The sequence below is a fragment of the Nocardia sp. CA-151230 genome (assembly GCF_050942175.1).
In the GTDB taxonomy this organism is placed as follows: Bacteria; Actinomycetota; Actinomycetes; order Mycobacteriales; family Mycobacteriaceae; genus Nocardia.
In genome coordinates, this window is sequence record NZ_CP192061.1 from 4,765,971 (window position 1) to 4,779,873 (window position 13,903).

Consider the following 13,903-nt stretch of genomic DNA (forward strand, 5'->3'; position numbering starts at 1 on the left):
ATGAACTCACACACTAATGGTGTCGCGGGTGATTGTCCCGCGCGAAAAAAGACGTTGCCGCAGAAAGGATTTCGATCATCTGCTCCAACTCGGCGATCTTCCGCTTCTGCTCACGAATGATCCTGGCCGCGCGGCGTTCGCTGCGGCTACGGCTCGACGAGCTGGCGCGAACAGATGCCCCGGTCATCAGTCCAGTTCCGAGTTCGGTTGCCGCAGTGGCGAATTGGGTTTCGCCGCACCTAGTCGGCACCGTGCGTTTCAGGGAGTTCACCGGCGGCAGCCTGCGGCATCCGAGCTGGACTGGACTACGGAACGACAAGGAACCAGGTCAGGCCGACCTGATTCCCGAGGACCTGAGCGGTCGGACGGGCATGTTCTTCGTCCAGGAGGCCATCGTGCGCGGGCCCATACACGCCCGGGGTCATCGCGGTGCCGCTTCCCCGCTCGGCGTTCTACCGGCCGGGACCGATCACAGCGTCAGGGGTGACGAGGCCGACGAGCGCACCCACAACTTGGCGCAGCGTGGACTCGCTGACGACGCCAATGCGGTCGTGCAACCACGGCCGGTACAGGGGCGTAATCCGGTACACGACCGCGGATAGGCCCGGAAGCGGGTCTGCATCGGAGAACGGAACAGCCAGACCCGGCATCTTCGGGGCAAGCTCGACGGGCACAGCCAGCACGGTGGGCAGAATAGTGTTCGCGGCGGTACGGGAAAGGATCACCACCCGGTCGCTACCGAGCGACGACGGCTTCTCTCGGCCGGCGATGGTCGGCAGATAGTGCCAGACCTCACCGTGCGCGGGGACGGCGCCGGTCACCAGGCGGCGCTGTCGGCGCGGATCGCTTCGGCCATCGCCGCGCGTTCGGCCTCGACCTCCGCGAAATACTCGGCAGTGTCGCGGCCTTGAGCACGCTCGTAGTCGGCAGCGATCCGCGAGGAAGTCATCAGTACCCGATCGCGCAGCGCAGCCTCGGTGAATGCCGAGAAAGTGGTACCGAGGGCCTCGGCAGCCTCCTTGGACTGTTCGAGCACCGCGTCGTCCAAACTCACCGAGGTATTAGCCTTCATAACAGGAATCGTAGCAAGAACTGCGGGTGCCCTCAGACGTCAGCCGAGGCAGTTCGGATCCCCTCGTGCGCCGAGCAGATTGGCCGACTAGTCAACCGCGGCGGCGCACATCGCTGCGCAGCAGGTCAGCGAGGGTGAGGGTAATCAATGCGAACGTACAGCGACGAACATGCAGCAGGTGATATCACGGGTGATCGGGTTCGTGCGGGTGGGTTGTTGCTGGCGCTTGGCGTGGGGACTTTTTGTCGGTCTGGTCGAGTGGCGTGTCGTGATGCTCGAGATAGTTGTTGCATGTGTGGTGGTACTGCCCTGCGGTGCAACAACTATCTCGAGCGGTGAGTTTCGGCGCCCTGCTTCTGGGCTGGTGCTATGCGGTTCGGGGCGATTGGTGGGTCACTGATGGTTCCGGGCCACTCGGCCTATGCCGGGTTGTCGTCCGGCAGGTCGGCGGGCCGCATTCCGGGTGGGCCCAGGATGACGTCTCCGAGTTCGGTGGTGATCGTGTTGAACAGGTCCAGATCCCATTCGGTGTCGGGCGTCGCTTCGGCTTCGGGTGTGCCCGCGCGACGGATGAGGTCGACGAAATGCGCTGGGGAACTCATGGTGAGCACCCGGACTCCTTCGGGACCGGCCTCGAGCATGTGCGGGGTATTCATGGTGATCGTGTAGAAGTCGCCGGGTCCCAAGGTGTAGGCGTCCTGGCCGGCCCACACGGAGACCGTGCCCTCGACCACCCAGAGCCGCTCCTCGTAGCGAGTGTGCTTGTGCAACGGGGTATCCGAACCCGGGGGCAGGGTGACATCGGCGAGGTCGTGGCGGCCGTCGGTCTCCTCCGGGGTGGTGAGGATGGTCATCCGCAGATGGTTGCCCAGGACGAAGCGACGGTCCTGTGCGACGGCGGGCGGAGGCGGGAATGCGGTCACGAGAGGAACTCCAGAAGTGAGGGGTTGACGATTTCGGGGTGGGTCCAGGCGATGTTGTGCGGGCCGCCTTCGACGGTGACCACGGTCAGGTCCTTGATCAGGCCGGGCAGGCGGGCCGCGGTCGCGGAGTAGGGCAGGATGCGGTCGGCGTCGCCGTGGATCAGCAGGACGGGTACGTCGATCGCGGGCAGATCGTCGCGGAAGTCGGTCAGCCAGGTGTCGACGCAGGCGTAGGCGGCGTGGGTCGAGGCGGTCACCGCGACGTTGAAGCTGTTCTGCCAGGCCTGTTCGCTGATGCGGGTGCCGCCGAGCACGTCGACGTTGTAAAAGGTGTCGAGGAAGTCCTTGAAGTAGGCGGGGCGGTCGGCGAGGATGGCGGCCTTGATGCCGTCGAAGACCGCCTCGTCCACGCCCTCGGGGTTGTCCTCGGCCTTGCGTAGATACGGTGGAATCGCGCCCATCAGAACGGCTTTCGTGATGCGCTTCGAGCCGTACCGGCTGAAGTACCGGGTGACTTTGCCGGTTCCCATGGAGAAGCCGACCAGGACGGCATCGGTCAGGTCGAGATGCTCGATGAGGGCGTGCAGATCTGCGGTGAAGATGTCGTAGTCGTAGCCGACGGTCGGGCGGCTGGAGTTGCCGAAACCGCGGCGGTCGTAGGTGATCACGCGGTAACCGGCGTCGAGCAGGACGCGCTGCTGCTTCTCCCATGAAGCGCCGTTGAGCGGGTATCCGTGAATGAGCACGACCGGTCGGCCACTGCCGTGGTCTTCGTAGTAGATGTCGATGGTATCGCTGTTCTCGCGACCCACGGTCAGCTTGGCCATGGTGGTTCCTGTTCGGTGATGAAATAGCGGGTGGATCAGTGGTGGTGTGCTGCGGGCGCTAGCCCATGAGCTCCCGTACGGACGGTCCACGACCGTGCAGCACGGCGGTCTCCGACCAGATCAGCATCGCGATCGGTCCGCAGACGAAAAGCTCTGCGATCAAAGGCCGTTCGGGATATTGCCGGTTCATCTCATGAGCCTTTCGGGACTGCTATCGCTCGGCGATGGCAGAGATTGAGTCGAGAGGACGAGGTTCTGGACGGCGTCGGTGAACCGCTCGGGTTCTTCCAGATGCCCCAGATGGCCACTGTTTTCGAGGACCACCAGCCACGAACCGGGGATCAGGTCGTGCAGTTCCTGCGCCCAGCGCGGTCCGCAGACGACGTCGAAGACACCCACGATGGCCAGCGCCGGGACAGTCACTTTCGGCAGGTCGGCGCGGTCATCGATGAGGGCGGGGGAACCGAACGCGTCCAGTCCGGAGATGTAGCCGGCGCGCAGCGCATCTCGGACCGGAGCCCAACGCTGTTCGTTACCCCAGTAGTCGGCGATGTACGAGGGCAGGACACCGCGGGCGACGGCAACGGTCTGCTCATCGCTCGAAATGTCTTGCATTCCACTGAATGCCGCGAGCACGTCCTTCGATCCGGGCCGGTCGGCGTGCGCGGCGGCGAACTCCTGCAGCCGCCGCCCGGCCTCCGCGCCGTGCTCGGATCCGGTCGCCGGAGCGCCCTCGTAGTGGATGATCCCCGCGAGCCCGGCAGGGCGGTGGATCGCATGGTAGGCGGCGACGAAGGCCCCGTGCGGGTGACCGAGCAGACGCACCTTCGGCACGCCGAGATGGTCGATGATCCGTTGCAGTGCAATGCTGTAGCGCTCGCGGGTGTGGCCGTTGGGTTGCGTCGGCAGCCGGCCGGATTCGCCGGTGCCGAGCGCTTCGACGTACACCATGGTCAGGTGTTCTTCGAGCTCGGTCATGCGCAGGTACTCCCAGTGGCTCCCTGGTCCGCCCGGATGCGCCGGGCAGACGGGTCCATTGCCGTACACGTGGTACCGCTGGACGACGCCGTCGGAGTCGAAGGCGTGCCCGCCGGGCGCGAGCGCGCCGGAGGTCTGCTGCCGCGCGGCCATTACGCGGCCTGCAGTGGTACGGCGAAGGATTTGCGCAGCGAGGACGGCCCGACCAGGGGCAGCAGCGCCGCCAGGATCTTGCCCTTGATCGTGTTCTCCTGTGGTGGTGGGGTTTCGGGTCAGTGCGCGGCTGCGGCAGCCTGCTCGATCACCTTGGCGACCACGTCCGGATGCGAGACCGCGACCGAATGCGAGGCGTCGACCTCGGTGACCTGCGCGTGGGCCCGCTCGGCCATGAAGCGCTGCGCCGCGAGCGGGATGTTCAGGTCCTTGGTGGTGACGATGTCCCAGCTCGGCTTCTCGTTCCAGGCCGCGACCGTGGCCTTCTCCTCGAGCGCGGACTGGGCGATCGGCCGCTGCGCCGCGGCAGCGAGCGCGGCGCGATCCTCGGGCACATCGGCCGCGAACTGGCCGCGGAACTTGTCCTGCCGGATGTAGAGATCGGTGCCGGCGCTGCCGTCGGAATTGGTGAACGGCACCGGATTCAAGGTGCCGGGCAGGGTGGAGCCGGGGTACTTGTTGGTCAGTTCGAGCGCGGTCTCGCCGGGCGCGGGCAGGAACGCGGCCACGTAGACGAGCCCCTTGACCTTGTCGTTTCCGGCCGCCGCGGCGCTGATGACCGAGCCACCGTAGGAATGCCCGACCAGAATGACTGGCCCGTCGATGTGGCTGATCACGCTGCGCAGCGCGGCGGCGTCATTGCCCGGACCGCGCAGCGGGTTGGCCGCCGCCACCACGGGATACCGGTCCTTGCTCAGCTTCGCGATCACATCGTTCCAGCTGGACCCGTCGGCGAACGCGCCGTGCTCCAGCACAATGGTCGGTCGCGGCGCATCCTCGTCGGGACCGGCGTGGGTGACGGTGTTCGAGGAGCAGGCGACGGCGAGGCTGAGGCCCGCGACACCGGCCACGAGTGCGCCGGCAGCCCGGGTAGCGCGTCGCTTGTTGCGGCCATTTCCGTTGTCGACCATGGGATTTCGTCCTTCTAGCAGGGGGATGCGGGTTGTACGATTCCACTGTCGTCGCCGGGCCCGGGCGGCACATCCGTCAGGTGACGCTGGCATCGACGTACGTCGTTCCGCGGCCCGATGAGCTACGTCGCGATCACCGTCACCTGACGGATGCGGGGGTACATCGCCCGGCGCGAGGGTGGTGTCCATGAGACTGCATGGCAAGAAGACCCTGATCACCGGCTCCACCAGCAATATCGGCCGCGCCATCGCGTTCGCCTTCGCGGCCGAAGGAGCGCACGTCATCGTGTCCGGGCGCGACCGGACACGCGGCGAGGCGGTCGTCGAGGAGATCCGCGTGGCGGGCGGGGAAGCGGATTACCTTGACGCCGATCTCGACGGCACCGCGGCCGCCAGCCGGGAACTTGCCGCCGCGGCGACCGAGCGGCTGGGCGGACGCATCGACATCCTGGTCAACAATGCGGGCATCTACCCGCCGGGAACCACCCTGACCATCGACGACGAGACCTTCAACCGCGTCTACGCCGTCAATGTCAAAGCGCCGTTCTTCCTGACCCAGGCCGTCGTCCCCGCCATGCTCGACGCCGGCGGCGGCGTGATCATCAACCTCGGCTCCTGGGTCGCGCGCCTCGGCATCCCGGTGGGCGCCCTCTACGCCTCCACCAAGGGCGCGATGGAAACCCTCACGCGCGCATGGGCATCCGAGTTCGGCGACCGCGGCATCCGCGTCAATGCCATCTCCCCGGGCGTCATCGTCACCCCCGACTGGGACCCCGCCGTCGAACACCCCGGCGAGGCGCTGATGCACGGCACCCCCGCCGGGCGCTCCGGTCACCCCGACGCCATCGCGGCCGCCGCCGTCTACCTCGCCTCCGACAACGCCGCCTTTGTCCACGGGACCGTCATCGATGTCGACGGCGGCCGAACGGGTGTCGCGGTCGTCGCCGACAGCAGAAGTGCCTGATCGACAGCGCCCGAATTCCTCGCGCACGACATAAAGGATGAACGAAATGCCTTCCTCCGATACCTACGACTTCGTCATCGTCGGCGGCGGTACCGCGGGCTGCGTGCTCGCCACCCGGCTCACCGAGGACGAGAACCTCCGGGTGCTGCTGCTGGAGGCCGGCGCCGCGGCGCTGCCGGACGCGGTCGCGCATCCTCCGGCCTGGCCGACCCTCGCCAACTCGTCGGCCGGATGGGGCGATCGAACTGTGCCACAGCGGTTTTCGCGAACACCGGTGCCGCTGCCGCGCGGGAAGGGACTGGGCGGCTCGTCGGCCATCAATGCCATGGTGTTCGCGCGCGGGCACCACACCTCATATGACGGCTGGAATGTCCACGGCGCCAAGGGCTGGACCTACGACGATCTGCTGCCCTATTTCCAGCGCAGCGAGACCGCCGTGACCGGTGCGCCCGGCCGCGGCACCGCCGGGCCGCTGACCGTCAGCCCGACCACCACGCCCAATGAGATCCTGCGCGCCTGCCTGGACGGGGCGATCGAGGTCGGATTCCCCCGCGCCACCGATATCAGCGGCGGACTCGAGGACGGTTTCGCTCCGGTCGACCTCAATATCGTGGCCGGACAACGGCAGAGCGCCGCCGACGCCTACCTCACGCCCGCACTGGGACGACCGAACCTCAGGGTCGTCACCGGTACGCTCGCACCGCGGCTGCTCCTCGAGGGTCAGCGCTGCACCGGGGTCGAGTACGGGGTGGGTGGTGAAATCCATCGCGCCACCGCCTCTTCCGAAGTCGTGCTGGCGGCCGGAACTATCGGCAGCGCACAACTGCTGCTGTGCTCGGGCATCGGACCGGAGTCCGTGCTGCGGGACGCGCACGTGGAGGTGGTACACCCGTTGGCGGGGGTGGGCCGCAATCTGCACGACCATCCCCGGATCAACCTCGTGCACAGTTCCCGCCGCCTGGTGCCCACGCCACGGGCGAATCACGGCGAGATCATCGGCCTCCTGCACAGCAACCCGGACCTGGCGGGGCCGGATGTGCAGATCATCTTCATCGATATCCCGCTGCCCAATCCCGTTGCGGCGGTGCCGAACGGCTTCACCATCGGCGTCTCGCCGATGCTTCCGGTAAGCCGGGGCTCCTTGCGCATCACCTCGGCCGACCCGTCCGCGCCGCCGATGCTCGACCCCGGATACTTCACGGCGGCCGCGGATGTCGAGGCAGTGGTCGCCGGTATCGAGGCCGCCCGCGAGATCGCGGGTTCGGCGGCACTGGCCGGATGGGGCGTCGCCGAGGTCGCGCCCGGACTCGACGTCACCGACGAGGCGGTGCTGCGCGACTACGCCCGCAGGAATTTCGGCTCCTACTGCCACCCGGTCGGTACCTGCGCCATGGGTGAGGACGAGTCCTCCGTCGTGAATTCCGAACTGCGAGTGCACGGGCTGGAGGGCCTGCGGATCGCCGACGGATCGGTCATACCGGCGATTCCGTCGGCCAACACCAACGCGACGGTCTACGCGATCGCCGAACGCGCCGCGGATCTGCTGCGGCGGTCATAGCTCGGACGAGCACATCACTTCTAGTGCAATCACAGTGAAACGGAGAATCTCATGGCCAGGATCGGCATCACCCTCGACAGCGCCGGTATCACGCTCGCCGGTCATCTCTACATCCCTGAACAGTCCGCGGACGGCCCGCGCCCCGCGATCGTCGTCGGTCACCCCGCCAGCGGCGTGAAGGAGCAGACCGCCGGGCTCTACGCGTCGAAACTTGCCGAAAAGGGCTTTGTGACACTGACTTTCGACGCCGCATACCAGGGCGAGAGCGGCGGCGAGCCCCGTGGCCTCGAAGACCCCACCCACCGAGTCGAAGACATCAAGGCCGCGATGTCCTATCTGACCACCAGACCCGAGGTCGACGCCGAACGCATTGGCGCGCTCGGTATCTGCGCATCCGGCGGCTATGTGCTCTCGGCCACCGGAAGTGACCACCGGGTGAGAGCGGCCGCGACCGTCAGCGGCGTGGATGTGGCTCGACTGTTCCGCTTGGGTCCCGACGGCGCACAGGATCCCGCGGTCTTCCAAGGCATGCTCGACGCGGCGGCACACGCCCGCACGGTCGAGGCCCGCGGAGAAAAGCCGCACACCCTGCCCCTGTTCCCCGAAACGATCGAGCAGGCCCGTGAGCTCGGCGGCGAGTACGGCGCCGAAGGCTTCGAGTACTACTGCACCCCGCGCGGTCAGCACCCCCGCGCCGCGAAGGCATTCGACTGGACCAGCATCGACAAGCTCGCGGCGTTCGACGCCTTCGCGGCGGTGCCGCTGATCGGGCAGCGTCCGCTTCTCATGATCCTGGGCACCCGTGCCATCACCGCCTGGATGGGTCTCGAAGCCTTCCAGAAGGCAGCCGGGCCCAAGAGGATTCACTGGATCGAGGGCGCGAGTCACGTCGACCTCTACGACAAGGAACAGTACGTCGGTCCGGCCGTGGAGCAGCTCACCGACTTCTTCACCGAAAGCCTCGTCTGAACCCGAATTACGTCGGCCGAGCGTCACCTGACTGATGCGTCGGTGGTGGCGCGCCGGACACAGTGGGTGCAATTCCAACTGAGGAGAGATCTTGAAGCGACGAGTACTCGCACTCGCAACCGTCGGTATCACGGTGGCAGGCGCTGCCGCCATCTACGCACTGGTGGACAGATCGGACGATTCCGCCACCACTCCAACGAACGCGAATGCGTTCAACTGCAATACATTTCAGATACCTGCACCGGCTGGCGCCACCGTGGAATCCCTGGCCGCGACCGCCGTCCCCGCGGGAACGTTCCAGGTCCCCGGGACCCCGCCGCTGGGCGGATACCCCGTGGCCGATGTCCCCGCGCACTGCGAAGTGACCGTCACCCTGACCCATCCCGGTGCGAATGACCATGCCAAGGTGCAGGTTTGACTGCCGGAGTCCGGCTGGAACGGCCGATTTCAGGCGGTCGGTGGCGCTGCCTACGCCGCCGGGAACATCGGCGGCGTGGCCGCGGCCGTCAAGCAGGGCTACGCGGTCGCAACCACCGACGCCGGCGTGGATATCAGTGGCCTGAACAGCAGTTGGGCGCTGAACTCGAACGGCCGGATCAACACCGCGCTGCTGGAGAACTTCTCGTCCCGCTCGGTGCACGAGCTGGCCGTCGTCGGCAAGCAGGTCGTCAACGACGTCTACGGGCATGCCGCGTCCTACGCCTACTGGAACGGCTGCTCCACCGGCGGACGACAGGGCTACATGGAGGCCCAGAAGTACCCGACCGACTTCAATGGCATCAACGCCGACGCCCCGGCCATCAACTGGAATCAGTTCGAGGTCGCCACACTCTGGCCGCAGGTGGTGATGAAGGAGGCGCACACCTACCCGACCACGTGCGAGTTCAATGCGTTCAACCAGGCCGCGGTCAAGGCCTGCGACCCACAGGACGGCGTTGCCGACGGTCTGATCAGTGACCCGAGCCGCTGCAACTTCGACCCGCGCAGCCTGATCGGCACCAAGGTCGCGTGCGACGGCAAGGAGTACACGATCAGCGAGGCCGATGCCGAAGTGGTCCGCAAAATCTGGGACGGTCCGCGGGACGGCAACGGCCAGCGGCTCTGGTACGGCCTGCCGATCGGCGCCGACTTCAGCAACCTGACGGCCAGCACCACCGGCCCCGGCGGTGTCACCGTGGGCGCGCCGTTCCCCGTCCCCGCCCAGTGGGTCGCCAACTTCGTGGAGAAGCAGCCCGCCTTCAACACCGCGAACCTCACCTACGCGCAGTTCGATCAGATCTTCCAGCAGGCCCGCTCCGAGTTCGACTCGGTCATCGGCACCGCCGACCCGAACCTGTCGGCGTTCCGCGACGCGGGCGGCAAGATCATCACCTGGCAGGGTGACGCCGACCAGCTCATCCCCACCGCCGGCACCGTCGACTACCGCAACCGCGTGGACGCGCAGCTGGGCGGCACCGCCAAGGTCGACGATTTCTATCGCGTCTTCCTGGCCCCGGGTGTCGCGCACTGCGCCCTCACCGGCAGCAACGACCTGACCGCCCTGACGGCGTGGGTCGAGCACGGCCAGGCGCCGGATGTCCTGCGGGCCGACTTGACCACCGCCACCGGCCAGACGGTCTCGCGCGACATCTGCCGTCTCCCGTTCGTCTCCCACTACAACGGCGACGGCGACCCGGCGTCCCCGGCCAGCTTCCGCTGCGTCGCACACACTCCCTGACCCGACCCTGGACCGGGCCCGCCCTCTCGATGGGGGTCGGGCCCGGACCCACAGTCCAGACGACGCAGAAAGGGGCCGAACGATGCCCGAGACCGAATCCGAGAACATGCCGGACGGCGCACCCGTGGCTCGGAGAACACTGCTGGGCATGCTCGGCCTCGGCGCGGCGGGGCTGATCACGGCGCCGTATCTGCAATCCGGCTGGGAAGGCTTGCTGGCCAAGGCTTCCCAGAATGATCCGACCGGCGTCACCGGCCTGCTCCCGAACCCGGGCGGGTTCCGCTATTACAGCGTCGTCCGCTCGGTCCCGCGCAAAGGCGAGACCGACTACGAGCTGAAAATCGACGGCCTGGTGGACCGGCCGCGGACCTACACACTCGCGGACCTGCGCGCATTGCCGCAGACCCGGGTCGTCCACGACGTGCAATGCACCGACGGCTGGCGCGTCGAGAAGGTGCCCTTCGACGGTGTGAGGCTGTCCGACCTGCTGGACGACGCCGGGGTCAGCGCAGGCGGTGAAGCCCTGAGCTTCGGCTGTTTCGACGGCGCGTACACCGAGAGCCTCACGCTCGAGCAGGCCCGGCGCTCCGACGTGCTGGTGGCCCTGCAGATGCAGGACGCGCCGATCACCCACGAGCACGGCGGCCCGGTCAGGCTCTACGTGGCACCGATGTACTTCTACAAGTCCGCCAAATGGCTATCGGGCATATCGGTCACCAGCCGGGTCGTCCCCGGCTACTGGGAGGAGCGCGGGTACGACGTGGACGGCTGGCTCGATGACAAGCACTGAACGGCGCGGCGGTGTGCGGCGGTTCACGAGAGCCGAGCGAATGGTCCACCGCACCACCGCGACACTGATACTGCTGTGCACGACGACCGCAGCATTTCTGTACATCGGGCCGCTGGCTCAACTCGTGGGTCAACGAAACATCGTGGCGACCGTCCACGAGTGGTCGGGCGTCCTACTGCCCGTGCCGGTCCTGCTGGGATTGTTCTCGCCCGCCTTCCGCGCCGACCTCCGCAGGCTGAACCGCTTCGCACCGTACGACCGTCGCTGGCTGAGCGCGGTCCGTCGGGGCCTGACCGCACCGGCGGACCGCCCCGCCGGCAAATTCAACGCCGGGCAGAAGCTCTACGCGGGCTGGATCGCCGGCGCCGTGCTGGTGATGATGTTTACGGGTCTGCTGATGTGGTTCATCCATCTGCTTCCTGCCATCTCCCGGACCAGCGCGATCTTCGTGCACGACGTCCTCGCGTGGGCCATCGCGGCAGTCCTGGCCGGTCACATTCGAAAGGCGTTCCAGGATCCGGAGGCGCGGCGCGGCATGCGGACCGGCCACGTCGACCGGGACTGGGCGGACCAGCAGCATCCCCGATGGCTGGCCAGAAACGACAATGGTCCGGAACCAAAAGGTTCCGGACCATTTCGCTCGTAGCGAGGACAGGATTTGAACCTGCGACCTCCGGGTTATGAGCCAACGAGGACCCGTCCCGCACGGTCCCTCTAGGTTCGCCGGAATCCGTTCTGTACTGGTCAGCGAGGTTTCGTTCGTCCGTCCTGTCCGCGTCGTAGCACCCAGCCCGCTGGATTGCACCGTGTCCGGTTGCCAAATCCGTTGCCAACTTCGGCCGATTCGTGGGCCCGACGCCAACCGTCCCGAAACCAACTGACGACCGCGGGACCGAAACTCTGGATCAAACCGGTGGGCACGCGCCAGACAACGTCGCATGGCCCCTCAGCCGTCATGAGTAGCCTCTGCTACGCGGTATGAGGGGGTCTCATGAATCCCTCATGGAGTAGCTGGCAGTGTGCACGCGTGGCAAAACGATGTACCCGCATGATCGGCATGTTCGCTGTCTGCCTTGCACCGGCGATTCTCGCGGTCGGTTGCTTCCAGCCGGCCCACGAGTCCGGCGACCGGTCAGGATCCCCACGTGCCGAGGTGCGCGTAGACCAGGTCGGGTACACCCCCGACGAGAGCAAACACGCTTACCTCATGACCGACACCGCCACGCCTGCAGCGACATTCCGAGTTCGGGACACCGCCGGAAACGAGGCGCTCAGCGGCCGAGTCGGCAACTCCGCCGGACAGTGGAACGACACCTTCGGAGCGGTCCAGGTGCTGGACCTGTCGCCTCTCACGACGCCCGGTGACTACCGTGTGGAGGTGTCGGGCCCGGTCACTGCGGTCTCTCCTCGGTTCCGTATCGCGCCCGCTGGTGAATTGTTCGGGACGCTCATCCGTGACAACGTCCGCTACTTCCAAGCCCAGCGAGACGGGGCCGAAGTCATTCCCACCGACCTTCGACGCCAGCCTTCACACCTGTCCGATCGTCAAGCGACCGTGTACGACAAGCCCGTCTACGACTCCGACGACCAGGTCTTGACCAAGCCCCTCGAGATCGTGGGTGGGCCGATCGACGTCGCCGGCGGTTGGAACGACGCGGGAGACTTCCTCAAGTTCACCCATACGGCCTCCTACTCGGTAGCCAGTCTGTTTCTGGCACAGCGGACCACACCGGTCGGTGGGCCATCGCTAGCCGCTGAGGCCCGCCACGGGTTGGACTGGCTCGACAAAATGTGGGACGACCAGTCGCGCACCCTCTATCTTCAGGTCGGACTCGGCAAAGGCGACACCGACGACGGCTCGGGCAACATCCGATCCGACCACGACCTGTGGCGGCTGCCCGAAGCCGACGACGCAATGCACGTCAGAGCGGGTGACCCGGACTACTTGATCAAACACCGCCCGGTCTTCCGCGCCGCACCGCCCGGACAGCCGATCAGCCCCAACCTGGCCGGACGCGTCGCTGCGGCCTTCGCTCTCGCAGCCCAACTGGATGCCACCGACAATCCCGCGCGGGCACGCGCGGAACTGGAAAAAGCCGCACACATCTACGAACTCGCCGATACCTCGCCGGGCGACGAGCTCGTCACCGCCTTCCCGCACAGCTTCTACCCGGAGGTCTCCTGGCAAGACGATATGGAATTCGGTGCCACCGAACTTGCCCTCGCCGGATACGCTCTCCGCGACAGCCGCACCACCGACTGGACCCAGCAAGCCGATCATTGGGCCGAGCAGTACCTCACCTCGGAGACCCTCGGCACCCTCGGGCTCGGCGATGTCAGCGCACTCGCCCACGCCGATCTCGCACACCTGCATGCCGCCGACCGCTCGAGCAGCGAGGTCAGCCGGGCGCAACTTGTTGCCGATCTCGCACGTCAGCTCGACGACGGCAGCGCCCGCGCAGCCCGCGACCCATTCCGCGCCGGAGCCGACATCACCGACTTCGACTCCGTACCGCATACCTTCGGCTTGGCCGCAACCGCCGTGCTGTACCGCCAGGTGACCGCAGACCCACGCTACGGAGCATTCGCGACGCAGCAACGAAACTGGGCGCTGGGTGCCAACCCATGGGGTTCTTCCTTCGTCATCGGGGCCGGCACAACTTTCCCGCGCTGTCCGGCACACCAGGTCGCCAATCTTGCCGGAGATCTCGACGGGGGCAACGGCATTCTTCGTGGTGGCGTCGTCAACGGCCCCAACGCATCGCACAAGCTCGCCGATCTGAATTCGTTCCCCTCCATGCGCACCTGCCCCTCGAACCATGGCAACCCCTTCGCCACGTTCGACGGGCACGAAAGTGCCTTCATGGACCACGCCGGCGCGTGGCAGACCGCCGAAACCGCAGATGATTTCACCGCCACCGCCCTGCTCTCCTTCGCTTTCTCCGCTGCTGAATCTCCTATCGCCTAGGCAGGTCCGGCCC

16 protein-coding genes are annotated in these 13,903 nt (G+C 66.8%); 9 read left to right on the plus strand and 7 right to left on the minus strand.

Annotated elements, in window-relative coordinates; genetic code table 11:
• Positions 1 to 13: 13 nt before the first annotated feature.
• Positions 14 to 271, minus strand: coding sequence for a hypothetical protein (locus ACQP1O_RS22530; protein WP_433568019.1), 258 nt, complete (start codon positions 269 to 271; stop codon positions 14 to 16).
• On the opposite strand from ACQP1O_RS22530, the gene ACQP1O_RS22535 reads away from it, so the two are divergent.
• Entirely contained in the window at positions 186 to 602 is a 417-nt protein-coding gene (locus tag ACQP1O_RS22535) for a hypothetical protein (RefSeq protein WP_433567751.1), read from the plus strand. The two genes, ACQP1O_RS22530 and ACQP1O_RS22535, sit on opposite strands and share 86 nt — an antisense overlap.
• A gap of 215 nt (positions 603 to 817) precedes the next feature.
• Here ACQP1O_RS22535 and ACQP1O_RS22540 read toward each other — a convergent pair whose 3' ends face one another.
• The 6 genes from ACQP1O_RS22540 to ACQP1O_RS22565 all read right to left on the minus strand — a co-directional run bounded on the left by ACQP1O_RS22540 (position 818) and on the right by ACQP1O_RS22565 (position 4,924).
• The gene (locus ACQP1O_RS22540; RefSeq protein ID WP_433560475.1) at positions 818 to 1,048 is read right to left on the minus strand and encodes a hypothetical protein; all 231 of its coding nucleotides are present in this window, start codon (positions 1,046 to 1,048) and stop codon (positions 818 to 820) included.
• 443 nt (positions 1,049 to 1,491) lie between these two features.
• Positions 1,492 to 1,995 carry a cupin domain-containing protein gene (locus ACQP1O_RS22545; protein WP_433560476.1) on the minus strand — a complete coding sequence of 168 codons (504 nt, stop codon included), beginning with the start codon at positions 1,993 to 1,995 and terminating at the stop codon, positions 1,492 to 1,494.
• Positions 1,992 to 2,822: an alpha/beta fold hydrolase gene (locus tag ACQP1O_RS22550; protein ID WP_433560477.1), complete on the minus strand. Its 831-nt coding sequence runs from the start codon at positions 2,820 to 2,822 to the stop codon at positions 1,992 to 1,994. The genes ACQP1O_RS22545 and ACQP1O_RS22550 overlap by 4 nt, the downstream gene beginning before the upstream one ends.
• 58 nt (positions 2,823 to 2,880) lie before the next feature.
• Positions 2,881 to 3,012 carry a hypothetical protein gene (locus ACQP1O_RS22555; RefSeq protein WP_433560478.1) on the minus strand — a complete coding sequence of 44 codons (132 nt, stop codon included), beginning with the start codon at positions 3,010 to 3,012 and terminating at the stop codon, positions 2,881 to 2,883.
• Positions 3,009 to 3,953, minus strand: a complete 945-nt coding sequence (locus ACQP1O_RS22560) for an alpha/beta fold hydrolase (RefSeq protein ID WP_433560479.1) — start codon at positions 3,951 to 3,953, stop codon at positions 3,009 to 3,011. Before ACQP1O_RS22560 ends, ACQP1O_RS22555 begins: the two co-directional genes overlap by 4 nt.
• 119 nt (positions 3,954 to 4,072) lie before the next feature.
• The gene (locus ACQP1O_RS22565) at positions 4,073 to 4,924 is read right to left on the minus strand and encodes an alpha/beta fold hydrolase (protein WP_433560480.1); all 852 of its coding nucleotides are present in this window, start codon (positions 4,922 to 4,924) and stop codon (positions 4,073 to 4,075) included.
• Between the two features lie 187 nt (positions 4,925 to 5,111).
• Here ACQP1O_RS22565 and ACQP1O_RS22570 point away from each other — a divergent pair, with 187 nt between their 5' ends.
• From ACQP1O_RS22570 to ACQP1O_RS22605, 8 genes are all read left to right on the plus strand, one after another.
• Positions 5,112 to 5,888 carry an SDR family NAD(P)-dependent oxidoreductase gene (locus ACQP1O_RS22570; RefSeq protein ID WP_433560481.1) on the plus strand — a complete coding sequence of 259 codons (777 nt, stop codon included), beginning with the start codon at positions 5,112 to 5,114 and terminating at the stop codon, positions 5,886 to 5,888.
• 46 nt (positions 5,889 to 5,934) lie between these two features.
• The gene (locus ACQP1O_RS22575) at positions 5,935 to 7,446 is read left to right on the plus strand and encodes a GMC family oxidoreductase (RefSeq protein ID WP_433560482.1); all 1,512 of its coding nucleotides are present in this window, start codon (positions 5,935 to 5,937) and stop codon (positions 7,444 to 7,446) included.
• 51 nt (positions 7,447 to 7,497) lie between these two features.
• Positions 7,498 to 8,415 carry an alpha/beta hydrolase gene (locus ACQP1O_RS22580; RefSeq protein WP_433560483.1) on the plus strand — a complete coding sequence of 306 codons (918 nt, stop codon included), beginning with the start codon at positions 7,498 to 7,500 and terminating at the stop codon, positions 8,413 to 8,415.
• A 91-nt stretch (positions 8,416 to 8,506) separates the two neighbouring features.
• Positions 8,507 to 8,833: a hypothetical protein gene (locus ACQP1O_RS22585; RefSeq protein WP_433560484.1), complete on the plus strand. Its 327-nt coding sequence runs from the start codon at positions 8,507 to 8,509 to the stop codon at positions 8,831 to 8,833.
• Entirely contained in the window at positions 8,834 to 10,132 is a 1,299-nt protein-coding gene (locus ACQP1O_RS22590) for a tannase/feruloyl esterase family alpha/beta hydrolase (RefSeq protein ID WP_433567752.1), read from the plus strand.
• 82 nt (positions 10,133 to 10,214) lie between these two features.
• Positions 10,215 to 10,922, plus strand: a complete 708-nt coding sequence (locus tag ACQP1O_RS22595) for a molybdopterin-dependent oxidoreductase (RefSeq protein WP_433560485.1) — start codon at positions 10,215 to 10,217, stop codon at positions 10,920 to 10,922.
• Complete coding sequence (locus tag ACQP1O_RS22600; RefSeq protein WP_433560486.1) at positions 10,909 to 11,568, plus strand: cytochrome b/b6 domain-containing protein; 660 nt, start codon at positions 10,909 to 10,911, stop codon at positions 11,566 to 11,568. The genes ACQP1O_RS22595 and ACQP1O_RS22600 overlap by 14 nt, the downstream gene beginning before the upstream one ends.
• A 411-nt stretch (positions 11,569 to 11,979) precedes the next feature.
• Positions 11,980 to 13,890, plus strand: coding sequence for a glycoside hydrolase family 9 protein (locus tag ACQP1O_RS22605; RefSeq protein ID WP_433567753.1), 1,911 nt, complete (start codon positions 11,980 to 11,982; stop codon positions 13,888 to 13,890).
• Positions 13,891 to 13,903: the final 13 nt, after the last annotated feature.